This is a genomic window from Arthrobacter sp. UM1, from assembly GCF_020483305.1.
GTDB lineage: Bacteria > Actinomycetota > Actinomycetes > Actinomycetales > Micrococcaceae > Falsarthrobacter.
In genome coordinates, this window is record NZ_JACWAB010000005.1 from 123,808 (window position 1) to 145,944 (window position 22,137).

General features: G+C 71.1%; 21 protein-coding genes. 14 read left to right on the forward strand and 7 right to left on the reverse strand.

Going from position 1 to position 22,137, the window contains the following annotated elements; translation table 11 throughout:
• The first annotated feature begins 134 nt into the window (after positions 1–134).
• On the forward strand, positions 135–1,151 hold the full coding sequence (locus tag H9I38_RS07910; RefSeq protein WP_226338241.1) for a zinc-dependent alcohol dehydrogenase family protein: 1,017 nt from the start codon (positions 135–137) through the stop codon (positions 1,149–1,151).
• Between the two features lie 215 nt (positions 1,152–1,366).
• Here H9I38_RS07910 and H9I38_RS07915 read toward each other — a convergent pair whose 3' ends face one another.
• Positions 1,367–2,800 (reverse strand): purine-cytosine permease family protein, encoded by a 1,434-nt coding sequence (locus H9I38_RS07915; RefSeq protein ID WP_226338242.1) that lies wholly within the window; start codon positions 2,798–2,800, stop codon positions 1,367–1,369.
• A gap of 197 nt (positions 2,801–2,997) precedes the next feature.
• Between H9I38_RS07915 and H9I38_RS07920 the strand changes: the two genes are divergently transcribed.
• The 10 genes from H9I38_RS07920 to H9I38_RS07965 all read left to right on the forward strand — a co-directional run bounded on the left by H9I38_RS07920 (position 2,998) and on the right by H9I38_RS07965 (position 13,264).
• Positions 2,998–4,329, forward strand: coding sequence for an inorganic phosphate transporter (locus H9I38_RS07920; RefSeq protein WP_226338243.1), 1,332 nt, complete (start codon positions 2,998–3,000; stop codon positions 4,327–4,329).
• Between the two features lie 3 nt (positions 4,330–4,332).
• Complete coding sequence (locus H9I38_RS07925) at positions 4,333–4,629, forward strand: hypothetical protein (protein WP_226338244.1); 297 nt, start codon at positions 4,333–4,335, stop codon at positions 4,627–4,629.
• Positions 4,629–4,919 carry a DUF3349 domain-containing protein gene (locus H9I38_RS07930; RefSeq protein ID WP_226338245.1) on the forward strand — a complete coding sequence of 97 codons (291 nt, stop codon included), beginning with the start codon at positions 4,629–4,631 and terminating at the stop codon, positions 4,917–4,919. Before H9I38_RS07925 ends, H9I38_RS07930 begins: the two co-directional genes overlap by 1 nt.
• 168 nt (positions 4,920–5,087) lie before the next feature.
• Positions 5,088–6,644: an FMN-binding glutamate synthase family protein gene (locus tag H9I38_RS07935; RefSeq protein WP_226338246.1), complete on the forward strand. Its 1,557-nt coding sequence runs from the start codon at positions 5,088–5,090 to the stop codon at positions 6,642–6,644.
• Positions 6,641–8,449: a thiamine pyrophosphate-dependent enzyme gene (locus H9I38_RS07940; RefSeq protein ID WP_226338247.1), complete on the forward strand. Its 1,809-nt coding sequence runs from the start codon at positions 6,641–6,643 to the stop codon at positions 8,447–8,449. Before H9I38_RS07935 ends, H9I38_RS07940 begins: the two co-directional genes overlap by 4 nt.
• Positions 8,450–8,709: 260 nt before the next feature.
• Complete coding sequence (locus H9I38_RS07945; protein WP_226338248.1) at positions 8,710–9,678, forward strand: siderophore ABC transporter substrate-binding protein; 969 nt, start codon at positions 8,710–8,712, stop codon at positions 9,676–9,678.
• 4 nt (positions 9,679–9,682) lie between these two features.
• Positions 9,683–10,684: an ABC transporter permease gene (locus H9I38_RS07950; protein WP_226338249.1), complete on the forward strand. Its 1,002-nt coding sequence runs from the start codon at positions 9,683–9,685 to the stop codon at positions 10,682–10,684.
• Complete coding sequence (locus H9I38_RS07955; RefSeq protein WP_226338250.1) at positions 10,681–11,685, forward strand: iron chelate uptake ABC transporter family permease subunit; 1,005 nt, start codon at positions 10,681–10,683, stop codon at positions 11,683–11,685. The genes H9I38_RS07950 and H9I38_RS07955 overlap by 4 nt, the downstream gene beginning before the upstream one ends.
• Positions 11,682–12,440 (forward strand): ABC transporter ATP-binding protein, encoded by a 759-nt coding sequence (locus H9I38_RS07960; protein ID WP_226338251.1) that lies wholly within the window; start codon positions 11,682–11,684, stop codon positions 12,438–12,440. Before H9I38_RS07955 ends, H9I38_RS07960 begins: the two co-directional genes overlap by 4 nt.
• A 140-nt stretch (positions 12,441–12,580) precedes the next feature.
• Complete coding sequence (locus H9I38_RS07965) at positions 12,581–13,264, forward strand: metal-dependent hydrolase (RefSeq protein ID WP_226338252.1); 684 nt, start codon at positions 12,581–12,583, stop codon at positions 13,262–13,264.
• Between the two features lie 133 nt (positions 13,265–13,397).
• Here the strand turns inward: H9I38_RS07965 and H9I38_RS07970 are convergent, their stop codons facing one another.
• Positions 13,398–13,568, reverse strand: coding sequence for a CsbD family protein (locus tag H9I38_RS07970; RefSeq protein ID WP_226338253.1), 171 nt, complete (start codon positions 13,566–13,568; stop codon positions 13,398–13,400).
• A gap of 171 nt (positions 13,569–13,739) precedes the next feature.
• Here H9I38_RS07970 and H9I38_RS07975 point away from each other — a divergent pair, with 171 nt between their 5' ends.
• Both H9I38_RS07975 and H9I38_RS07980 read left to right on the forward strand, forming a co-directional pair.
• Positions 13,740–14,732, forward strand: coding sequence for a phosphodiesterase (locus H9I38_RS07975; protein WP_413463535.1), 993 nt, complete (start codon positions 13,740–13,742; stop codon positions 14,730–14,732).
• A 502-nt stretch (positions 14,733–15,234) separates the two neighbouring features.
• Entirely contained in the window at positions 15,235–16,467 is a 1,233-nt protein-coding gene (locus H9I38_RS07980) for a glycosyltransferase 87 family protein (protein WP_226338254.1), read from the forward strand.
• Between the two features lie 24 nt (positions 16,468–16,491).
• Here H9I38_RS07980 and pth read toward each other — a convergent pair whose 3' ends face one another.
• The 4 genes from pth to H9I38_RS08000 form a co-directional block, all read right to left on the reverse strand.
• Positions 16,492–17,076 (reverse strand): aminoacyl-tRNA hydrolase, encoded by a 585-nt coding sequence (pth, locus tag H9I38_RS07985; RefSeq protein WP_226338255.1) that lies wholly within the window; start codon positions 17,074–17,076, stop codon positions 16,492–16,494.
• A 29-nt stretch (positions 17,077–17,105) separates the two neighbouring features.
• Positions 17,106–17,753 (reverse strand): 50S ribosomal protein L25/general stress protein Ctc, encoded by a 648-nt coding sequence (locus H9I38_RS07990; RefSeq protein WP_226338256.1) that lies wholly within the window; start codon positions 17,751–17,753, stop codon positions 17,106–17,108.
• Positions 17,754–17,958: 205 nt separating this feature from the next.
• On the reverse strand, positions 17,959–19,578 hold the full coding sequence (locus H9I38_RS07995) for a stealth family protein (RefSeq protein ID WP_226338257.1): 1,620 nt from the start codon (positions 19,576–19,578) through the stop codon (positions 17,959–17,961).
• 103 nt (positions 19,579–19,681) lie between these two features.
• Positions 19,682–20,170 carry a VOC family protein gene (locus H9I38_RS08000; RefSeq protein WP_226338258.1) on the reverse strand — a complete coding sequence of 163 codons (489 nt, stop codon included), beginning with the start codon at positions 20,168–20,170 and terminating at the stop codon, positions 19,682–19,684.
• Positions 20,171–20,272: 102 nt separating this feature from the next.
• Between H9I38_RS08000 and H9I38_RS08005 the strand changes: the two genes are divergently transcribed.
• The gene (locus H9I38_RS08005; protein ID WP_226338259.1) at positions 20,273–21,163 is read left to right on the forward strand and encodes a hypothetical protein; all 891 of its coding nucleotides are present in this window, start codon (positions 20,273–20,275) and stop codon (positions 21,161–21,163) included.
• 170 nt (positions 21,164–21,333) lie between these two features.
• On the opposite strand, the gene H9I38_RS08010 is transcribed toward H9I38_RS08005, so the two are convergent.
• Positions 21,334–21,912: a gluconokinase gene (locus tag H9I38_RS08010; RefSeq protein ID WP_226338260.1), complete on the reverse strand. Its 579-nt coding sequence runs from the start codon at positions 21,910–21,912 to the stop codon at positions 21,334–21,336.
• Positions 21,913–22,137: the final 225 nt, after the last annotated feature.

Here is a 22,137-nt window from a genome sequence, read left to right on the forward strand (position 1 = left end):
CCGATCCTACGGAGGTGAGGTCGGAGCAGCGGCGGGCGGTCGACGGCGGACAGTCCGCGGCGGGACTATCGTGGGCGGTGGAAACATCATCCCCTTAAGCAAAAGCGGGCCCATGCCCGGGAAGCGGAGGAGCCGTGTTCGGTGCAGTGCTCTACGGCAAGGACGACGTCCGGTACGAGGAGAGGGAGGACCCGAAGGTCCTCGAGCCCACAGATGCGGTGGTCCGCACGGTGGCCGCGTGCGTCTGCGGCTCGGACCTCTGGCGCTACCGCGGCATCAACGAGATCGAGGGGCCCACGCCGTTCGGGCACGAGTACGTGGGCGTCGTCGAGGAGGTCGGCGAGGCGGTGACGGGTGTGAAGCCCGGGCAGTTCGTCGTCGGCGGGTTCACCACCTCGGACAACACGTGCGCGGTCTGCGAGGCCGGCATGTCCAGCCAGTGCGAGAACAAGACCGGCTATGACGGCTGCCAGGCGGAGAAGATCCGGGTCCAGAACGCGGACGGCACGCTCATCGGCCTGGACCGCGAGCCGGACGAGGACCTCATCCCCGCGCTGCTCGCCCTCTCCGACGTCATGTGCACCGGCTGGCACGCGGCCGTGAGCGCCGGGGTCAAGGAGGGCTCCACGGTGGCGGTCATCGGCGACGGCGCGGTGGGGCTCTGCGCCGTGCTCGCGGCGAAGCAGCTCGGGGCGAGCATGATCGTGGCGATGAGCCGCTACCCGGACCGCCAGGCGGTGGCGCGGCAGTTCGGCGCCACGCACGTGGTCGAGGAGCGGGGCGAGGCCGGCATCGAGGCCGTCCGCGAGCTGACCGGCGGACTCGGCGTGGACTGCGTCCTCGAGTGCGTCGGCACGCACGAGGCCGTGGAGCAGGGCCTGGAGACGGCCCGGCCGGGCGGGATGGTCGGCTGGGTGGGCGTGCCGCACGTCGGCGAGATCGACCAGGCGCACATGTTCTGGCGCAACGTGGGCCTCCGCGGCGGCGTGGCCCCGGTCCGGACGTACCTCGAGGACCTGCTGGCCCGCGTGCTGGACCGCACCCTGGACCCGGGCCCGGTCTTCGACCTGACGCTCCCGCTCAAGGACGTGGCCGAGGCCTACAAGGCGATGGACGAGCGCCGCGCCATCAAGGTCATGCTCCGGCCGTAGGGGGAAGGGGCTCTTGGGGCCGGGCCGGGACCGTGGCCCCCCCTTGAAGCCGCTCGGCCCCCCCTGAAGCCGCTCGGCCCCCTGAAGTCGCTCGTCTGTTGCGAGTTGGAGGAATGAGAGCCGCTATTCCTCCAACTCGCAACACTTGAGCTGGAAAGAGCTGGAAAGAGCTGGAACGAGCCGGGCAGAGCTGGAAAGTGGGGGAGAGAGGGGCGTCAGCGCCCGGCGGCGTACTCCTCGTCGTCGGGCAGGACGGTCCGCTCGGGGATGACCCGGCGGTCCCAGCGGCACGCGACCCAGTACGCGGCCGAGGTGGCCACGAGGCCCACGATCCACGAGATGTCCGCGCCGCCGAGCGTCTCCACCATGGGGCCGGTGTAGAAGTCCGTGTAGAGGAACGGCAGCTGCGCGAGGACGCCGAAGGCGAACGCGCCGATGGCTCCCCAGTTCCAGCCTCCGTAGGGGCCCTTCGGGTCTGCGATGGCGGTGACGTCGTAGCGCTCCTTGGCCACGAGGTAGAAGTCGGTCAGGTTGATCGCGGACCACGGCGTGAAGAACGTGAGCAGGAACAGCAGGAACGCGTGGAACGTGTGGAGGAAGTCCTGCTGCCCCACGAGCGCGATCCCGGTGGCCGCCGCCATGATGAGCGCGATCCAGAACAGCCGCGCCCCGTTGGAGATCTCGCGGTGGCCGCGGAAGCCCGTGATCGTGGTGATCGTGGACATGAAGCCGCCGTAGGCGTTGAGCACGTTGACGCAGAGCTTGCCGAGCGCGATGACGAAGTAGATGAGCGCCGCCACGAGCCCCGAGCCGCCGAGGCCCACGATGAACGTCACCTCGTGCCCCTTGAACTGCGTGCCGGCGATGGCGGCCGCCGCGACGCCGAACATCATGGCCCACTGCGAGGCGAGCGTGGAGCCGAGGAGCGTGAACCAGAAGGTCTGCGCCGGGCGCACCTCGTAGGGGAGGTAGCGCGAGTAGTCCGCCACGTACGGCCCGAACGCGATCTGCCAGGAGGCCGAGAGCCCCGCCGCCACGAGGAACGAGGGCCACGTGAAGTGCGCGTTGCCGAGCAGTGCGCCGAGGTCCGCGTGGGAGAGCAGCCGGATGGTGAGGTAGAGGAAGGTCAGGCTGCTGATGACCGTGGCGAGCCGCCCGATCATGTGGATGAGCCGGTAGCCGACGACGGCGATCACCGTGGTCACCGCGCCGAAGACGAGGATCCCGGCCCAGTCGGGCATGTGCGCGAGCGCCGCCACCGACTCGCCCGCGAGCACCGTGCCGGAGGCGGAGAACCCGAGGTACATGAGGATGACGAGCAGCAGCGGGACCGCCGCCCCGTAGACGCCGAACTGCGCGCGCGAGGAGATCATCTGCGGCAGGCCGAGCCGCGGCCCCTGCACGGCGTGGAGCGCCATGACGCACCCGCCGAGCACCTGGCCGACGGCGAGGCCGACGACGGACCACACCACGTCGCCCCCGAGGACCACCGCGAGGGCGCCCGTGATGACGGAGGTGATGTGGAGGTTGGCCCCGAACCACAGGGTGAACTGGCTGAACGGGTGGCCGTGCCGCTCGGAGCGCGGCACGTAGCCGATGGAGCGCTGCTCCATGAGGGCCGGGGACTGGGCGCGGGGAGTGTGGGACATGGATCACAATCTATGGGCCGCCCGATCTGAGATCGTGTCTCGGATCACGGATAGTGTCCGGGATGTCGGACGAGATCCGGTCCGCGAGACGGAGGAAAACAGCCTCCGGGTTAACGCCGCATGAACTCCTGAAAGCGATTCGGCGACATTCCGGAATTCCGTCCTGGCGGTCCTCCGGAAAGCCTCAGACTTGGAGTATGGGTCCAGAACTGCTCATCCTCGTCCTCGTCGTCGTCGTGGCTCTCGGGTTCGATTTCACCAACGGATTCCACGACACCGGCAACGCGATGGCCACCTCCATCGCCACCGGCGCGCTCAAGCCGAAGGCCGCGGTGGGGCTCTCGGCCCTGCTCAACCTGGTGGGCGCGTTCCTCAGCATCGAGGTCGCCCTCACGGTGACCAACGCCGTCATCAACATCCAGGACAAGTCCGGCGTCCCCAAGCCGCAGTTCCTGGAGAACGGCGGACACCAGCTCCTGCTGCTCGTCCTCGCGGGCCTCGTGGGCGCCATCCTGTGGAACCTCGCGACGTGGCTCTTCGGCCTGCCGTCCAGCTCCTCGCACGCCCTCTTCGGCGGGCTCGTGGGCGCCGCGATCGCCGCGCTCGGCTTCGGCGGCGTGAACTGGGCCGGGGACGGGCACAAGCTCGGCGGCGTCGTCGGCAAGGTCATCATGCCGGCGCTGCTCTCGCCCGTCATCGCGGGCGCCGTCGCCGCCCTCGGCACGTGGCTCATCTTCCGCATCACCGCGAACGTGGCCGAGCAGTACAAGGAGCGCGGCTTCCGCTGGGGGCAGATCGGCTCCGCCTCGCTCGTCTCCCTCGCGCACGGTACCAACGACGCGCAGAAGACGATGGGCGTCATCACCCTCGCCCTCATCGCCTCCGGCCAGTGGCACAGCACCGAGGAGATCCCGTTCTGGGTCAAGCTCGCCTGCGCGAGCGCGATCGCCCTCGGCACCTACCTCGGCGGCTGGCGCATCATCCGCACCCTCGGCAAGGGCCTCGTGGAGATCGGCTCCCCGCAGGGCATGGCCGCCGAGTCCTCCTCGGCAGCCACGATCCTCGTCTCCAGCCACCTCGGCTTCGCGCTCTCGACGACGCACGTGGCCACCGGCTCGATCCTCGGCACCGGCCTCGGCCGGCCCGGCGGCGAGGTCCGCTGGGGCGTCGCGGCCCGCATGGTCCTCGCGTGGGTCATCACGCTCCCGGCCGCGGCCGTCGTCGGCGGCCTGACGTACTGGCTCGCCTCGCTCCTGCCGGGCGCGTGGGGCGCCGTCCTCATCACGGCGATCCTCGCGGCGTTCTCCGTCTGGATGTGGCGTCACTCCCGCAAGACGGCGGTGGACCACACTAATGTCAATGAGGACTGGAACGGCGAGCTCGCCCCGGCGTCCGCGACCGGCGCCTCCGATGCCCCGGCGTCCCAGCCCGCGGGGGAGCGCACCGCCGCCGGGCGCATCGCCTCAGCCGACTCGCGTCCCGCCCCCGAGCCCGTCGGCGCCCGCGCCGGCCGCACCCCGAAGGAGTAGTCCGTGCAGAACATCGGATTCGCGCTCGACGCAGCCTGGAAGGTCCTGCTCGTCAGCCTCGTCCTCGGCGCGGGCCTGCCCGCGCTCTTCGCGGCGGGCATCCGCTCGCTCGCGTGGGGCACCGCCCACGAGTCCTCGGGGGCGACGACGGTCCACCCCGCGGGGCGCGTCGTCGCCTACCTGTGCTTCGCCCTCGTCATCGCGGCGATCGCGCTCGGCATCCTCGTGGTCGTGTCCTCGGGCCTCGGCATGAAGGTGGACTTCTCCCACGGCCTCCCGATGCTGAAGAAGTCCAGCTGATGGCGCTGAGCCTCGTCCAGCGCGTGGTCGCCTGGATCCGCAGCGGGTACGCTGCGGGCGTCCCCGCGCCCGACTACCAGCCCCTGCTCGCCCTCCTGCGCCGCCGTCTCACGGAGCAGGAGGTGGTCCAGGTGGCCTCCGAGCTCGCAGAGCGCGGGCTGCTCCAGGACCCCAAGGTGGACGCCGGCGTCGAGATCACCAAGATCACGGACGCGACTCCGTCCGAGGAGGACGTGGCCCGCGTGCTCCACCGCCTCGAGGAGCACGAGAGCGAGCAGGACGTCTTCTGAGAGGCGCCGCGCAGATGAATCGCCCTGGGTGCTTCCCGGGGCTTTTCTGTGTCTTCCTGTGCGTTTTCCGGAATTCGGGGGGAAAACCGTGAAAATCGGACGCTCGCTCAATCAAGAGGCGGGTTAGTGTTTTGCCTGACAACCCCATCCCCCGGTGAGGAGAGATCCTTGAAGGCACGTCAGATCATCGCAGGAATCGGCGCGGGAGTCTCCGGACTCGCGGCCTGGGACCTGCTCCAGAAGAAACACTCCATCCTCCGCAACTATCCGGTCCTGGGCCACGCCCGGTTCGCCCTCGAGTTCATCCGGCCGGAGCTGCAGCAGTACTTCATCGAGCGCAACTGGGACGGCCGTCCCTATGACCGCGACACGCGCTCGATCATCTACGAGCGGGCCAAGGGCGAGCACGGCGAGCAGGCGTTCGGCACCGAGCGGGACGTCGTCGAGGAGGGCTACGAGTACCTCACGCACTCGTCCTTCCCGGTTCCGGAGCCCCAGGAGACGCCGCGCGTGCGGATCGGCGGCCCGGAGTGCACCAAGCCGTATGACATGGCGCTCGTCAACGTCTCCGCGATGAGCTTCGGCGCACTCTCCGCCAACGCCATCCGGGCCCTCAACAAGGGCGCGGCGATGGGCGGGTTCGCCCACGACACGGGCGAGGGCGGCCTCTCGAAGTACCACGAGGAGAACGGCGGCGACCTCGTCTGGGAGATCGGCACCGGCTACTTCGGCGCCCGCACCAAGGACGGCGCGTTCGATCCGGACATGTTCCGGGAGAAGGCGGCCAAGGACCAGGTGAAGATGGTCTCCCTCAAGCTCTCCCAGGGCGCCAAGCCCGGCATCGGCGGCGTTCTCCCGGGTGAGAAGGTGACCAAGGAGATCGCGGAGATCCGCAACGTCCCCGAGGGCGAGAAGTGCGTCAGCCCCTCCGGCCACACCGTGTTCTCCACGCCGAAGGAGCTCATCCAGTTCATCGGGCGCATGCGGGAGCTCTCCGGCGGCAAGCCCGCCGGATTCAAGATGTGCGTGAGCTCGCGCCACGAGGTCCTCGCGATCTGCAAGGCGATGCTCGAGCTCGGCAGCACGCCGGACTTCATCATCGTGGACGGCTCCGAGGGTGGCACAGGAGCGGCGCCGCTCGAGTTCGAGGACCACGTGGGCACCCCGCTCACCGAGGGGCTCATGATGTGGCACAACGCCCTCGTGGGCTCCGGTCTGCGGGACCGCGTCAAGCTCGGCGCGTCCGGGAAGGTCGCGGGCGCCAACGACGTCGTCAAGGTGCTCATCCAGGGGGCCGACTTCACCAACTTGGCGCGCTCCATGATGATGGCCGTGGGCTGCATCCAGGCCCAGAAGTGCAACACGGACAAGTGCCCCGTGGGCGTGGCCACGCAGAGCCAGCGCCGGCAGCGGGCCATCGACATCCCGGACAAGTCGCAGCGCGTCAAGAACTACCAGGCCTCCACCGTCTCCGAGGCCGTCAAGATGATGGCGGCCATGGGCGTCACCCACCCGAGCGAGCTGGAGCCGTGGATGCTCCGCCGGATCGTGGGCCGCGGCATGAGCCGCTCCTACCGGGACCTCTTCGACTGGCTCGAGGAGGGCGAGCTCGTCCGGGGCTCGCAGTTCAAGGGGTGGGCCCGCGACTGGGAGGCCGTGACTGCGGACTCGTTCCGCGTGAAGAAGGGCGCGGAGACCACGCCGCGCTGGAAGGAGTCGAAGTGAGCCGCAACGTTGCCGAGATGATCGTCGAGTCCCTCGTCGAGGCGGGGGTCAAGCAGGTGTGGGGCGTCGTCGGAGACGCCCTCAACCCCGTCACGGACGCGATCCGCCGCCGCAAGGAGATCGAGTGGATCGGCGTCCGCCACGAGGAGGTCGCCGCCTTCGCGGCGAGCGCGCAGGCGCAGCTGAGCGGGACCATCGGCGTGTGCATGGGCACGGTGGGCCCGGGCGCGGTGCACCTGCTCAACGGGCTGTACGACGCGAAGAAGTCCCACGCCCCCGTCCTCGCGATCTGCGGCCAGGTGCCCACGGAGCACATCGGCACGCAGTTCTTCCAGGAGGTGGACAACGACAAGCTCTTCGCCGACGTCGCCGCCTTCGCCCACACCGTCACCAACCCGGCCCAGCTGCCGGGCATCCTCGCGGAGGCGGTCAACACGGCCTACGGCGAGCGGGGCGTCTCCGTCCTGACGCTCCCGGGCGACGTCGGAAGCCTCGAGGCGGCCTCGGACGAGCCCGTTCACGTGGCCCCGCGCGCGGAGGGTGGCCCGGCCGCCGAGTCGCACATCGCGGAGGCCGTGGACGTGCTCGCGGACCGCGGGGCCAAGGTGACCATGCTCGTGGGCTGCGGCGCGGCCGGGGCCCGCGAGGAGGTCCTCGAGACCGCCCGCCTGCTCCAGGCGCCCATGGTCCTCACGCTCAAGGCCAAGCCGGTCCTGGAGAAGGACAACGAGTTCCAGGTGGGGCAGACCGGCCTCATCGGCAACCCCGGCGCGGTCAAGGCGCTCGAGGACTGCGACGTCCTGCTCATGGTCGGCACCGACTTCCCGTACACGGACTGGTACCCCAAGGGGAAGACGGTGGTCCAGATCGACCGCTACCAGGAGATGATCGGCCGGCGCGTGGCGGCGCAGCACGCCGTGGTGGGCGACGCCGCCTCCACGCTGCGCATCCTCAACGCCCGCCTGGCCGGCGAGACCGGCTCCGAGGGTCCTGCGGGGACTGCCGCCGCGGACAAGAAGGAGGCCAAGGCCGCGAAGGCGGCGGCGAAGGAGACCTCCAAGCGCTCCTCCCACCACCTCGACGCGGCGCGCAGGCGCTATGACGAGTGGCGGTCGATGCAGCAGGGCGTCACGGACCCGAAGCACGACTCCAAGCTCTTCGGTCGGATCCGCTCCGCCTTCGACAACCCGGACCGCCGGCTCCGCCCCGAGGAGGTGGCCGCCGCCCTGCACCGCCACGCGCCGCAGGACGCGGTCTTCACCTCGGACACGGGCATGAGCACGGTGTGGCTGTCCCGGTTCGTCGAGATGACGGGGACCCGCCAGCTCGTGGGCTCCTACAACCTGGGCTCCATGGCCAACGCGATGCCGCAGGCCCTCGGCGCGCAGGGCCTGGACCGGGACCGCGCCGTGGTGGCCTTCAGCGGCGACGGCGGCCTCATGATGCTGCTCGGCGACCTCCGCACGGCGGTTACGTACAAGCTGCCCGTCGTCGTCGCCCTCTTCAACAACGGGCGGCTCGGCATGGTGAAGCTGGAGCAGGAGCAGGGCGGCCTGCCGGAGTTCGGCACGGAGCTGGACAACCCGGACTTCGTGGGGCTCGCGCAGGCGATGGGCTGGCAGGCGCGGCGCGTGGAGAAGCCCGGCGAGGTGGACGACGCCGTCCGCCAGGCCTTCGCCGACCGCGCCAACGGGCCCGTGCTGCTCGACTTCATCACGAACCCGGACGAGATCGCCGTGCCGGGCAAGCCGACGGTCGGCCAGGGCTGGGGCTTCGCGATCGCCAAGGCGAAGGAAGTCCTCTAGCGCGGACGGCCTCCCCTCCGGGCTCCGCCCCCTGCTTGTGCACCCGGTCCGTTCGGATTTCAGCTCTGAAACCGAACGGACCGGGTGCACAAGCGCGTTGAGGGCGCCTCCGGGCAGGGCGTGCCGGACGGGGAGGGGCGTCGGAGTGGGTTCATTGGACAAAGGTTAGCCTTACCTATACCCTTGGCCTGAGCCGTGAGGTCTGACCTCGCGCTACCGTTCCACCGGCCTCGGCCGCAGCTCCACCCGGAAGGCACACCATGTCCGCTTCTCGTCCTTCTCGTCGACTCCTCCTCGGCGGCGCCCTGACCGCCGTCGGGCTCCTGGCCGCGGCCTGCGGGAAGGAGGAGAAGAGCCCCTCCGGCGCGAGCGCGTCCGCCGGCGGAGCCCAGAGCACCGTGAGCGTCAAGCACGCGCAGGGGACCACGGAGGTCCCGCTGAAGCCGAAGAAGGTCTTCGTGTTCGACCTCGGGGTCCTCGACACCCTGGACGCCCTGGGCGTGGAGGTGGCCGGCGTGCCCAAGCAGAACATGCCGGTGCCGCTCAAGAAGTACGAGGGTTCGAAGTACACGAAGATCGGCTCGCTCAAGGACCCGGACTTCGAGAAGATCGCCTCGGAGAAGCCGGACCTCATCATCGCCTCCTCCCGCTCCTCCAAGTCCTACGGGGAGCTGTCCAAGATCGCCCCCACGCTCAACCTCACGCCGGACCAGAAGGCGCAGGAGCGCACCTTCACCGAGTACGCCACGGCGCTCGGGCGCATCTTCGGCAAGGAGGCGGAGGTGAAGTCCAAGCTCGAGGACATCGCCGCTCAGGCCAAGGCCGTCAAGGACGCCGCCGGCTCGGGCGAGACGCTCTTCGCGATGGTCTCCGGCGGGGAGGTCAACGCCTACGGCCAGGACTCCCGCTTCGGCTACGTCTTCCAGACGCTCGGCCTCGCGCCGGTCAGCGGCATCACCAACGCGGACCGCCACGGACAGGCCGTCTCCTTCGAGTTCGTCAAGGAGAAGAACCCGGCCCGGATCTACGTGCTGGACCGGGACGAGACCTCCGGCAAGTCGGAGAACGGCAACGCGGCCAAGGCCACGCTGGACAACGAGCTGGTGAAGTCCACGGACGCGGCCAAGAACGGCAAGATCACCTACGTGGACGCCGCGAGCTGGTACCTCGTGGACTTCGGCCTGGGCAATCTGCCCCGCATGATCGCGGACATCAAGAAGGGGCTCTAGCGCGGTGCCGGACGCCGGCGGTCGCAGAGCGCGGCTGCAGGGGCGAGGCGGCGCTCTGGCGGCGGCTCTGGCCGCGGTTCTCGCCCTCGCCGCGGCCAGCCTGTTCGTGGGCGTGTCCTCGGTTCCCCTCGGGGAGGTGCTCGCGGGGCGCCCGGACGTCCTCGAGGTCTTCTGGGTCTCCCGCGTGCCCCGGACGCTCGCCGCGGTGCTCGCCGGGGCGGCCCTGGCGGTGGCGGGCCTGGTCATGCAGATGGTCGCCCGGAACCGGTTCGTGGAGCCGTCCACCGTGGGCACGGTCGAGTCGGCCATGCTCGGGATCCTCGTGGTGACGGTGCTGGCGCCCGGGCACACGCCGCTGGCCAAGATGGCCGTGGCCGCGTGCTTCGCGCTCGCGGGCACGTTCCTCTTCCTCGCCCTCGTCCGGCGGGTGCCCAGCCGATCGAGCCTGCTCGTGCCGCTCGTCGGGATCATGCTGGGCGGCGTGGTCTCGGCGGTGACCACGTTCTTCGCCTACCGCCTCAATCTCCTCCAGGCGCTCAACGCGTGGACCTACGGAGACTTCTCGGGGGTGCTGCGCGGCCGGTACGAGCTCCTCTGGGCCGTCGGCGCGATGGCGGTCATCGGCTATGCGGCGGCGGACCGCTTCACCGTGGCCGGCCTGGGGGAGGACGTCTCGCGCGGACTCGGGGTGGACCACCGGGCGGTGGTGCGCCTCGGCGTCGTCGTCGTGGCGCTCATCGCCGCCGTCACGGTGACCACGGTCGGCTCTCTGCCCTTCCTCGGGCTGGTGGTCCCGAACGCCGTGTCCCTCTTCGTCGGGGACAGCGCCCGGCGCGCCGTCCCCTGGGCGGCGGCCCTGGGCGCCGGGCTGGTCCTCGCCTGCGACATCGCGGCCAGGACCGTCCGCTACCCCTTCGAGGTGCCGGTGGGGCTCGTCATGGCCGTCGTCGGGGCCGCCGGGTTCCTCGCGCTGCTGGCCGGGCGGCGGCGGAGAGGCCTGGCATGAGCAGGCTCCGCGCCCACGCTGCCGCACGTCCGCCGGTCCGCTCGCGCGCCCACGTGCGGGGCCTCGCCCTCGCGGCCGGCGCCGCCGCCGTGTCCGCAGCGCTCTTCATCGGCTGGGACCTCACGGGAGCGGTGGAGTACATCCTGCCCCGCCGGCTGCTCAAGGCCGCGGCCATGGCGCTCGTGGGCGTGGCCGTCGCCGTCGCCACGGTGGCGTTCCAGACGGTGACGGCCAACCGGATCCTGACGCCCTCGATCATGGGCCTCGACGCGCTCTATCTCCTGGTCCAGACCTCGCTCGTGTTCCTGCTCGGCGGCTTCGAGTGGCTGACCGTCCCGGAGACGTGGCGCTTCGCAGCCGAAGCCGCGGTCATGGCCGCGTTCTCCCTGCTCCTCTTCCGCGCCCTCCTCGGACGGGGCGGCGCTTCTGCCGGCGCGCTCCACGCCGTGCTGCTCGCCGGGATCGTCTGCGGCGCGCTCTTCCGGGGCGTCTCGGGTCTCATGCAGCGCCTCATCGACCCGAACGACTACCTCATCCTCCAGGACCTCTTCTTCGCCTCGTTCAACCAGGTCTCGCAGGAGCTCGTGGGTGCGGCCGCCGTCGTCGTCGCCGTGGCGGTCGCGTTCCTCTGGAGGATGCGGCGGGTCCTGGACGTCGCGGCGCTCGGGCGCGAGACGGCCGTGGGCCTCGGCGTGGACCACGGGCGGGCCGTGACCCGGGTGCTGCTGGCGGCCTCGGCGCTCGTGGCGGTCTCGACGGCGCTCGTGGGGCCCGTGACGTTCTTCGGCCTCCTCGTCGCGTCCCTCGCGTACCAGCTCTGCCCCTCGCCGCGGCACGCATGGATCCTCCCGACGGCGGCCTGCCTCGCCGTCGCGGTGCTCCTCGGGGGCCAGTTCGTCCTCGAGCGGCTCCTCGGCTTCCAGACCGTGCTCGCGGTGGTCATCGAGTTCGCCGGCGGCCTCGTCTTCCTCGCCCTCCTCCTGAAAGGGGCCCTCAAGTGATCCGAGTCGAGCAGGCCGTCCTCGCCTACGGCGGCGTCGAGGTGCTCAAAGGCCTCTCCGCGAGCATCCCGTCCGGCGGCGTCACCTCCGTCATCGGCGCCAACGGGGCCGGCAAGTCCACCCTCCTGTCCGCGATGTCCCGGCTCGCGCCCCTGCGCAGCGGACGCATCACGGTGGGCGGGCTGGACGTCTCCACGGCTCCGAGCCGAGCGCTCGCCCGGATGCTCGCGGTGCTGCGCCAGGAGAACCACGTGACGCTGCGGCTCACCGTCCGCGAGCTCGCGGCGTTCGGGCGCTTCCCGCACTCGGGAGGGCGGCTGCGCGCGGAGGACCTGGAACGGGTCGAGGAGGCGCTCGGGTTCGTCTCCCTCGGCGCGCTCGCGGAGCGCCGGCTGGACGAGCTCTCGGGCGGCCAGCGGCAGAGGGCGTTCATCGCGATGGTGCTCGCGCAGGACACCGAGGTGCTCATGCTGGACGAGCCGCTCAGCAGCCTCGACATGCGCCACAGCGTCGAGGTCATGCGCCTCATCTGCACCCTTGCGGATGAACACGGCAAGACGGTCGTGGTGGTCATCCACGACGTCAACCTCGCCGCCCGCTGCTCCGACTCCCTCCTGGCTCTCAAGGACGGCCAGGCGGTCTGCCACGGCGCCCCGGAGGAGGTCGTCCGGCCTGAGGTGCTGCGCGAGGTCTTCGACGTCGAGGCGGACGTCCACCGCATCGGCGGCCGCCCGTTCGCCGTCCCGCGCTGGTGACCCTCCGGCGGGGCGCCCGGGCTCGGGGCTTTCGCGGTGCGTCCCCTTAGAGTGTCCACCCCTCGCGAGAAGATGGAGAGCACGACGACGGAGGCCGGCTGCGCCGGCCCCGCACACCCGAGGGAAGGGGCATCACCGGCATGATGGGCGGCCACCACGCGGCGAGCGGCGCAGCGGCGTGGATCGCGCTGAGCACAGCGGGAACCGGGCTCGCGCTCCTGCCCGCCCACCCGGCCGGGGTGCTGAGCGGGGCGCTCGTCTGCGCGGGAGCGGCGCTTCTGCCGGACCTGGACCACCGCAGCTCAACGCTGACGCGGGCGCTGCCCCCGTTCACCACGGTGGCGGCCCGGGCCGCGGAGGCGGCCGCAGGAGGGCATCGTCAGGGGACGCACTCTGTGGCGGGCCTTGCGGCCGTGGTCTTCCTGGCCGTTCTGGCGGGGCGCACGCCGTGGGCGCCGGAAGTCTGCGCCCTGCTTCTGGGAGCTCTGGCACTGGGCGCGCTCAAGGTGGTTCCCGGACCGCGGACCGCCTGGTGCGCAGCGCTCCTGCTCGGCCTGGGCGTCTCCCTGGGCCATCCCGGGAACCCCGCCTGGTTCCCCGTGGCTGTGGGCGTGGGCGTGGCGGCGCACATCCTCGGGGACCTGCTCACCCGGGGAGGCGTGGGCCTGCTGTGGCCGTTCAGCTCGCGGCGGATCGCGCTGCCTCTGCTCGGAAAAACCGGCTCATGGGTGGAGTGGCTCGTCATGACCCCGGTGAGCCTCTACGCCGTCTTCGGTCTGCTCAAGGCCGGGTGGGAGACGGTCCAGGGACTCGTGCCGGGCTGAGCCCCCTCTCGGGGCTGAACCTCCCGTGGGGCTGACCGGTGTCCGAGGGGCTCCTCCCCCCGGACATGAGAACGGGGCCGGCCGCGGCATCGCCGCGCACCGGCCCCGTCGAAGGGGGAAAGGCCCAGAAGGCTTACTTGAACGTGTCCTTGACGTCCTCGCCGACCTTCTTGGCGCCAGCCGAGAACTGGTCGCCCTTGCCCTCGGCCTGGAGCTGCTCGTTGTCGGAAGCCTTGCCGGCAGACTCCTTGGCCTTGCCCTTCAGGTTCTCAGCAGCGTTGCTGATCTTGTCTCCGAGTCCCATGTCTGCTCCTTTCCTTCGGCCGTTTTGGCGGCCGAATCAATTGGTGACTTCACCATAGACACCGGGGCCTGGCAAACGGCTGTGTACAGCCTGGCAAATTTTCAAACACGAGGCCTTATTCAAAACCGCGCATCACGCCGGCGCGTGTGCCGTTGTGGTGGAATGGGACGCGTGGCCGAGCCCCAAGCCCCTGACCCGCGCCCCCGTGATTCCGCCCGCCGTGACAGCGGCGGCGAGGGTCCGCCGAGCCCGCCCCGCGAGATGCAGATCGTGACGGAGCACGCGCCGGCGGAGCACGTCCTCGTCCACATCAGCGATACCCACTTCACCGGCTCCGGACTGCCCCTCTACGGCGTCGTGGACTCGGACGAGCGATTCGCGGCCGCGCTCCAGGGCCTCGTGGACAGCGGGCAGCGGGTCGAGGCGCTCATCTTCACCGGTGACCTCGCCGATGACGGAGAGCCGGACGCCTACCGTCGCCTCCGCGAGGCCGTGGAGCCCGCGGCCCAAGCCCTCGGCGCGGAGGTCGTCTGGGCTATGGGCAATCACGACAGCCGGGCGGCGTTCCGCGAGGGCCTCCTCGGCGAGGGCCCCGGCGAAGAGCCCGTGGACGCGGTCTACGAGGTGAACGGCCTGCGGATCGTCGTCCTGGACACCACCGTTCCGGGCTCTCACTACGGCGAGCTCAGCGATCACCAGCTCGCCTGGCTCGGCCGGGTCCTCGAGCACGCCGCCCCGCACGGCACCGTCATCGCCATGCACCATCCGCCCACGCCTGTCATCCAGCCGCTCTCCCAGCTCGTCGAGCTGCGCGGGCAGAGGGCGTTCGCCGACGTCGTGCGGGGCACGGACGTGCGCTCCATCCTCGCCGGCCACCTCCACTACTCGAGCTCGGCGACCTGCGCTGGGATCCCCGTCTCGGTGGCCTCGGCCACCTGCTATACGCAGGACCTCGTGGGGGAGGTGGGCCCGGACGGCGTCCGGGGGACGCGGGGCCGGGACGCCGCGCAGGCGTACAACCTCGTCCACGTCTTCGAGGACACGATCGTCCACACTGTGGTTCCGGCCGGCGGGGGAGCGTCGGTGGGGGAAGAAGTGGGGCCCGAGGAGGTGGCCCGCCGCCTCGCGGCCGCCGGGATCACGCCCCGCGCGCCCCGCGGCTGAGGGGCGGTTGCACGCAGCTGTGGGCCGGCTCCGCAGCGACAACGGCGTCACGCACGCCCCGCGCCTGAGAGGGGGCGGCAACACGGGCCTGAAAAGGGCCGTGAACACAGAAGGAGCCGGTATCGCGATGGGGGTTGGCCCAGTCTCGGAGGCCACGCGATACCGGCTCCAGCCGGTGGGGAACGTTTCCGTTCCGAGAACGACGCTACACGAACCACCCCGCCCCGTGCAATTGCTTCACAGTTGAACGTTCCTGCAGGGGTCACGTGAACGTTCCGCAGGCTCCACACGCCGCGCCGTGCGGCCAGTCCGGCCCCGGGCCAGGCCCCTTGGCAGGACCCTGGCCAGGCCCCTTGCCAGGCCCCGTGCCAGGCGGCTGGCAAGGCAACCCCGGGCCGCCGAACGGGAGGCTCGCCGCCCCGAGGCCCCGCCTGCCCCGCTGGTACCCTGTTTAGGCTCCCGAGATACTTCGCGGGCGCCCGCCCGACCGGGAGAGACCCCCATGTCCCCAGCCAGCCCGCCCCGCCGCCCTGCCGAGGGCGCGCCTCCGCGCGGCGAGCACCGCCCCGCCCGCTGGACCGGCGCCGTCGGGCTCCTCCTTGCCGTGGCCTCCGTCCTCGTGTTCGTCCACGAGTGCATCGACCTGCAGGTCTACCAGGCCGGCGCGCGCACCCTGCTCCAGAACCCCGCCGCGCTCTACGAGGGCGGGCTGCAGCTCGAGCTCCCCGCGCGCCTCCCGTTCACGTACCCGCCCTTCGCGGCCGCGCTCTTCATCCCCGTGAGCTTCCTGCCCGTCGCCTTCGCGGGTCCGCTCATGGCGGTGCTCTCGCTCGGGCTGACGTACGCGGTGATGCGCGCGCTCCTGCGCCGCCTCGTGCCGCTGCTGCCCGCGGGCTGGGCGCGCTTCGCCTCGCCGATGCTCTTGACCGGCGTCCTCGCGTGGACCGGCCCGCTGCGGAGCACCATGAGCTTCGGCCAGATCAACGCGATCCTCTTCGGCCTCGTCTGCCTCGCGTGCCTGCGCTGGGGCTGGGGGTTCCTCGCGGGGCTCGTCATCGGCCTGACCGCGGGGGTGAAGCTCACGCCGCTCGTCTTCGGGATCGTTCCGCTCGCGCGCCGCTCGTGGTCCTGCATCGCGGGCATGGCCGTGGGCTTCGCCGGCTCGATCGCGCTGACCTGGGCCGCGCTTCCCGCCCTCTCGCACCAGTACTGGCTCCAGGTCATCCGGGACACCTCGCGGATCGGCAGCATCGGCTTCTTCGACAACGTCTCCGTCCGCGCCGTGCTCGCCCGGTTCGACGCGGACAGCCAGATCGCCTGGCTCATCCTCGCGCTCCTGCTCATCGGGCTCGTCTACACGGCGCTGCGGTGCCTCCCGCGCGAGACGGACACGCTGACGCTCATCGGTCTCGCGTCCTCGCTCATGCTCCTCATCTCGCCCATCTCCTGGGCACACCACGCGGTCTGGCTTCCGGTGATCCTGTGGTCCTGGTTCGCGCTCGCGTGGCGGCTGCCCTCGGCGCGCCGGCCGCTCGCGGTGCTGGGGGCGCTCCTCGCGTTCACGCTCGGCGTGAGCAACCGCGTCTTCGCGGTCTTCCTCCCGGGCGGCGGGGATCCGAGCGGGTCCCCCCTCTGGGACGCGTACGTCTCCCTCCCGACGGCGGTCCTCGTGGCCTCCGTCGTCGTCATCGCGGCCGCTGCGGTGCGCCACCGGGGGCCGACGACGGCGGAGTGAGCGCCCGGGCGCGGAATCAGCCGCTCAGGGGCGCGGCGCGTGGACGGTCTGCTGCGCGTCGGTGAGCCCGCGCTCGAGGAGGAGGCGGACGGCGTCCGCGGCGTCGCCGACGAGGAACGGGAGCTCCTTGGCCTCGGCGGAGGAGAAGGGCTTGAGGACGAAGTCGCTGACGTCCATGCGGCCGGGCGGGCGCCCGATGCCCACGCGGACGCGGTAGTAGTCCTTGGTGCCGAGGGCCTTGGTGGTGTCCCGGAGGCCGTTGTGGCCGCCCTCGCCGCCGCCGCGCTTGAGGCGGACGTCCCCGAACGGGACGTCCAGCTCGTCGTGGACCAGCACGATCCGCTCGAGGGGGACGTCGAAGGCCTTGGCGAGCCCGGCCACGGGACCGCCGGACTCGTTCATGAAGGTGAGCGGCTTCGCGAGGATGACCCGCGTGCCGCCGAGGGAGAGGCGTCCGGCGCCCTGCAGCGCGCGCCCCTTCCAGCTGCGGAGGGAGATGCCGGCGTCCGCCGCGATCTCGTCCACCACCATCTGCCCGATGTTGTGCCGGGTGCGCTCGTAGCGGGGCCCGGGATTCCCGAGCCCCGCCACGAGCCAGAAATCGCTCATCGCGATTCCCTTGTCTCTCCGGAGTCCGCTTACTCGGAGTCCTCGGAGGACTCGGACTCGCCCTCGGACTCCTCGCCCTCGGCGGTCTCCTCGCCCTCTTCGCCCTCGGCGGTCTCCTCGTCCTCCTCGCCGAGGTCGACGACCGGCGGCTCGGAGATGGTGACGAGGACCGTCTCGGGATCCGTGAGGACCGTGACGTTCTTCGGGACCTCGAGGTCGGAGACGTAGGCGTGCTCGCCGATCTCGCGGCCCTCGACGGAGAACGTGAAGGACTCGGGAACGTGCGTGGCCTCGGCCTCGACGAGGACCGTGGCGGTCTCGAGGTTGACGACGGAGTTCGGCTCGGCCTCGCCCTCGACGGTCACGGAGATCTCGACCTCGACCTTCTCGCCACGGCGGACCGTGAGGAGGTCGATGTGGTCCACGGACTGGCGCATGATGTCGCGCTGCACGTCCTTGACGAGGGCGAGGTGGTCCTCGCCGTCGACCTTCACGTCGAGGAGGGCGTTGGCGTGGCGGACGGCCAGGGTGGTCTCGTGCTCCGGGAGGAGGACGTGGATCGGCTCAGCGCCGTGGCCGTAGATGACTGCGGGGATCTTGCCCGCGCGGCGGGCTGCTCGCGAAGCGCCCTTGCCGAATTCGGTGCGCTTCTCACCCGTGATGTTGGTGGTGGCCATGATGGCTTTCCTTCCGAGGGGAACATGTGCTCTGGGTGCCCGGGAGCGCAAACCACCGGCGGACACGGGGTCCGCACGCGGCCTTCGTCGATGACGGCTGCGGACGCTCGGAAAGCGACCGGCCCTCGCCTAGGCACCCGGCAAGTCTAGCGCATGGGCTCGGGCGTCGTCCCGGACCGGTCTGCGGGCCCTGCCGCCCGCCAGGTCAGGCGTCCGCCTGCGCCCCCGTCTCCCACGGCGCGGGCACGGGGAAGTAGGACTCGAGGAATCCGACGACGCGCTCCTGCCGCTCCTGCGCGGAGACCTCGGGGAAGCTGCCGTCGTTGAGGCAGAAGAAGTCCTGGTTCCGCTTGCGCAGGAGCTTGTCCAGCTGCGCGAGCCCGGAGTGCATCGTGGTGTCCACGTAGGTGACCTTGGCGCCGACCTTCTGCACGGACCGCCCGGTGAGCAGCGTGTAGTAGTGGTACAGCGAGTTGGTCACGGAGATGTTGTCCTTCTGGCGGAAGCGGCTCGCGGCCGTCTGCCGGAACTCGTCCTCGAACACGGCCTCCATCTCCCGCAGCACGGAGACCCGCAGCGGGGCGGCCGTGTGCTCGAGGTGCCGGGTGGTGATGCGGCCGAAGCGCTCGAAGAGCAGGCGCCGGTTCACGCGGGCGGCGTTCTCGAACCCGGAGCGGTCCAGGTGGTTGTCGCCGAGCCCGATCCTCGTGTCCGCCTCGATGAACTTGGTCACGCCGCCCGGGGAGAAGAACATGTCCGGCCCCAGCGGGCGGCCGAAGAACATGTCGTCGTTCGAGTAGAGGAAGTGCTCCGAGAGGCCCTTGATGTTCTGCAGCTGGGCCTCGATGGCCTGCGAGTTGAAGACGGGCAGGACGCTGGGGTCCTCGAAGTGGTCCGCGGCGCGGACGATCCGGATCTGCTCGTGGTCCGGGTTCAGCCACGCGGGCACGGCCGAGTCCGTGCAGATGTAGATGCGGCGGACCCACGGCGCGAACATGTGGATCGAGCGCAGCGCGTACTTCAGCTCGTTGATCTGGCGGAAGCGAGCCTCGGCGTCGTCGCCCTCGCCCACCACGGCGTTCTCCATGAAGGAGGCGCGGTAGCGCTGGAAGTCCTTGTCGTTGCCGTCCACCCAGGAGAAGACGACGTCGATCTCGAAGTCGATGTCCGTCGCGTGGTCCGCGAACATGTTCTCGATGGTGGGCCAGTCGTGCCCGAACCGGTGCACGGTCCCGCGGACCGCCTCGTCCGCGGGGATGGTGCGCCGGGTGAGCGAGTTCTCGATCGGCAGGTGCAGCTCGTCTCCCGCCCAGCGCCACAGCTCGATCTGCACGCCGGTGCCCTGGCCGTACTCGAGGCTGCCGTCCGGGTCCACGCGCGGGCGGTAGAGCCGGAACATGCGGGACTTGGTGGACTCGGCCAGCTTCCCGTCCGCCACGAGGAGCGCCGAGTGCTTCTTGGCGTCCACGGACATCGAGTAGAACGGCTCGTCCTGGCAGGCCGCCACGAGGGTCTTCCGGAGCGCCTTGCGGTCCGTCCAGGCGACGGCGATGACCGGCCGCACGTCGTTGCCGCGCACCAGGAGGTAGCGGATCCCGGCGTCCTCGAGCACCGTCCGCACGAAGAGCAGGTCCTCCACCATCGCCTCGTGCGGAGTCAGCCTCCGGTTGACGAGCGCGTAGCGCCCGTGGCTGCGGATGACGTCGTCGCGCCCCTCGAAGCGGTGGGCCGCGGCGGCGGACGTCACCTCCTTGACGTCGCGCTGCCTCTGCTCGGGCTCAGGGGAGGCGTGATAGACGACGTCGGGGGTCACGTCCTGGCTCATCGGTGCTCCGTTTCTCGAGGGGGCGGGGACGGGGCGCGGCATGCCGCGGGTCCCGGGGGCGGTGGCCCCTGGGACATCGTACGGCTCAGCGCGCGGCGGCTGCTCAGCGCCCGTCCGCGGCGGCCTCCAGATCGGCGATGACGAGCCTCTTCATCCCGAACATCGCCTGGAGCGCGCGCTGGGACCGCCCGTCGGTGTCGTCCGCGAGGAGCTCGGCCAGGCCCTTCGGCACGATCTGCCAGGAGACGCCCCAGGCGTCCTTCAGCCAGCCGCACTGGCTCTCGGTTCCGCCGCCTCCGATGAACCCGTCCCAGTAGTGGTCCACCTCCGCCTGGTCCTCGCAGAGGACCATCGTGGAGTAGGCCTCGGTGGGCGGGAACTGCGGGCCGCCGTTGAGGGCCTGGAGCGCGCGGCCGTCGAGCTCGAACTCGACGACGATCGCCGTGCCTCCCGGGAACGGCGCCTGCCCCGAGGGGTCGTCGCTGTACCGGCTCACGCTCGTGATCCGGGAGTTCGGGAACAGGGAGACGTAGAACTCGGCGGCCTCCTCGGCGTCGCCGTTGAACCAGAGGCACGAGGCGAGATGGGGCATGGGCTTCTCCTGACGGGTGGGGGACGGGGCGGCGGCGCACCTCGCGCGGTGAGCGCGCGGGGCCGGTGCGGTCAGTCTAGAGGGCCGCATAGTCTGGAGGGCATGGAGAGCATCGAGGCCCTGTCCGTGGCCATGGTCCCCGGCGTCAACCCGGGCAAGTGGCTGGACCGCTGGGCCGAGCGCAGGCCGGACGTTCCGCTCGACGTCTCCGTGGTGAGCGAGTCCGCCCAGCTCGAGGCCCTCTCCCGCAGCCACCTCCTCTTCGCCCGCTCCGGCGGCCGGCGCCCCGAGGTCCGCGGCGCCTCCGGCCTCCTCACGATCCCCCTCTACGAGGAGCGGCCCGTCGCCGTCGTCCCCGCGGAGCACCTGTTGGCGCTCGCGGAGGAGGTGCCGGTGCGGGCCGTCGGCGCTTCCGAGCTGCTCGACGTCGAGGCCCTCGGGTACGAGCAGGCCATCGCGCTCGCGGGCAACGGCGCCGGAGTGGCGGTGGTCCCGCAGGCGGTCGCCCGCGCGTTCTCCCGCAAGGACGCCGCGGTGTCCTTCCTCAACGACGACGACCCCGCCGCCGCAGGCCTCGACGCGCCCGAGGGGGACCTCCTCTCCGAGGCTGACGCGCAGAGCCTCCTCGAGCCGACGCGGGTCTGGCTGTGCTTCGAGCGCTCCTGGCAGGACGCGGAGACCGGGGAGAACCACCCCGTCATCGAGGAGTTCATCGGGATCGTCCGCGGCCGGCGGGAGAACAGCTCGCGCCAGCCGTCCGTGCGGGAGCGCGAGCAGGCCGAGGCCAAGCGGCGCACCCGGGAGCGCCAGTCCGGCCAGGGGGCGCGGGGCGCCTCGTCACAGAAGGGCGGGGGCTCGCAGAAGGGCGGCTCCTCACAGAAGGGCGGCGCCGCCCGGCAGGGCTCCAAGGGCCGCCCCGGCCAGCAGGGGTCGAAGGGCCGCCCCAACGGACGCTCCTCCCGCGGCAGCGGAAGCCGAGGCCGCGGGCGCTGAGCGCGGGGACACTGAGCTCGCCGGGGCTGAACCCGCGGGAGCTGAGCCCGCCGGGCGCGGGCTGCGGGGACTGAACCTGCGGGAAGTGGACCCGCGGGGGACTGAACCCGCCGGGCGCGGGCTGCTCCTTCGGCTGACCGCCTCGGAGTCTCCACCCGAGGCGTGCGGCCTCACCCGTGCCCGGGATCGAGCTCCGCGAGGCCGAACCGCTCCACGATCTCCGCTGCGATCTCACCCGGCGGACGCTCCACGGAGAACTGCGCGCCCCGCTCATCCGGCCCGAGCGGCTGCAGAGTCTCAAGCTGCGAGCGGAGCAGGGAGGCGGGCATGAAGTGCCCCTTCCGAGCTGCGAGCCGCTCCGCAATAACAGACTCCGGCCCGACCAGCTGCGCGAACACCACCTCACCGCCGGCAGCGCGCAGGACGTCCCGGGAGGCCCGCGAGAGCGCCGAGCACGCAACGACCCCCGCCCTCCCCTCCGCATTCTGACGGGAGAGCCATGCCGCGAGGCGCCGCAGCCACGGCGGCCGCTCCTCTTCCGTGAGGGGCGTCCCCGCCGCCATCGCCGCGATGCTCTCGGGGGAGTGGAACTCGTCCCCCTCGGCGAAGGGCATGCCGGAGCGCTCGCTCACCATCCGTGCCACGGTGCTCTTCCCCGTGCCGGAGACTCCGGCGACGACGACGTGCGGCCGCAGCGGGTTGGCGAATGCGGGCTCAGCAGGGGAGCTGTCAACCAGTGGAGGGGTCATGGGCCCATCCTGGTTCGTCTCTGGCATGAAGGCGAGGGGGGGCAGGGAAGGGCACGACAGCAGGAGGAGAGGCGGGGACCCACACGTGGGGCTACGGAGAGCGGAGGAGAGAGACGGAGCGAAGGAGCCTGACGGGGCTCGAATGCGGTGACCGAGGTCACCCGAAGTAAGGAGCTCTTCGATTTGCGTGGTCGGTGGCGGGTGTGTAGAGTTTTATCTCGCGCC

Coding starts and splice junctions, on each gene's coding strand:
- H9I38_RS07930 (WP_226338245.1), top strand. CDS start 4,629: ATGGCGCTGAGCCTCGTCCAGCGCGTGGTCGCCTGGATCCGCAGCGGG.
- H9I38_RS07920 (WP_226338243.1), top strand. CDS start 2,998: ATGGGTCCAGAACTGCTCATCCTCGTCCTCGTCGTCGTCGTGGCTCTC.
- H9I38_RS07965 (WP_226338252.1), top strand. CDS start 12,581: ATGATGGGCGGCCACCACGCGGCGAGCGGCGCAGCGGCGTGGATCGCG.
- H9I38_RS07990 (WP_226338256.1), bottom strand. CDS start 17,753: ATGGCCACCACCAACATCACGGGTGAGAAGCGCACCGAATTCGGCAAG.
- pth (WP_226338255.1), bottom strand. CDS start 17,076: ATGAGCGATTTCTGGCTCGTGGCGGGGCTCGGGAATCCCGGGCCCCGC.
- H9I38_RS08005 (WP_226338259.1), top strand. CDS start 20,273: ATGGAGAGCATCGAGGCCCTGTCCGTGGCCATGGTCCCCGGCGTCAAC.
- H9I38_RS07915 (WP_226338242.1), bottom strand. CDS start 2,800: ATGTCCCACACTCCCCGCGCCCAGTCCCCGGCCCTCATGGAGCAGCGC.
- H9I38_RS07995 (WP_226338257.1), bottom strand. CDS start 19,578: ATGAGCCAGGACGTGACCCCCGACGTCGTCTATCACGCCTCCCCTGAG.
- H9I38_RS08010 (WP_226338260.1), bottom strand. CDS start 21,912: ATGACCCCTCCACTGGTTGACAGCTCCCCTGCTGAGCCCGCATTCGCC.
- H9I38_RS07945 (WP_226338248.1), top strand. CDS start 8,710: ATGTCCGCTTCTCGTCCTTCTCGTCGACTCCTCCTCGGCGGCGCCCTG.
- H9I38_RS07955 (WP_226338250.1), top strand. CDS start 10,681: ATGAGCAGGCTCCGCGCCCACGCTGCCGCACGTCCGCCGGTCCGCTCG.
- H9I38_RS07980 (WP_226338254.1), top strand. CDS start 15,235: ATGTCCCCAGCCAGCCCGCCCCGCCGCCCTGCCGAGGGCGCGCCTCCG.
- H9I38_RS07970 (WP_226338253.1), bottom strand. CDS start 13,568: ATGGGACTCGGAGACAAGATCAGCAACGCTGCTGAGAACCTGAAGGGC.
- H9I38_RS08000 (WP_226338258.1), bottom strand. CDS start 20,170: ATGCCCCATCTCGCCTCGTGCCTCTGGTTCAACGGCGACGCCGAGGAG.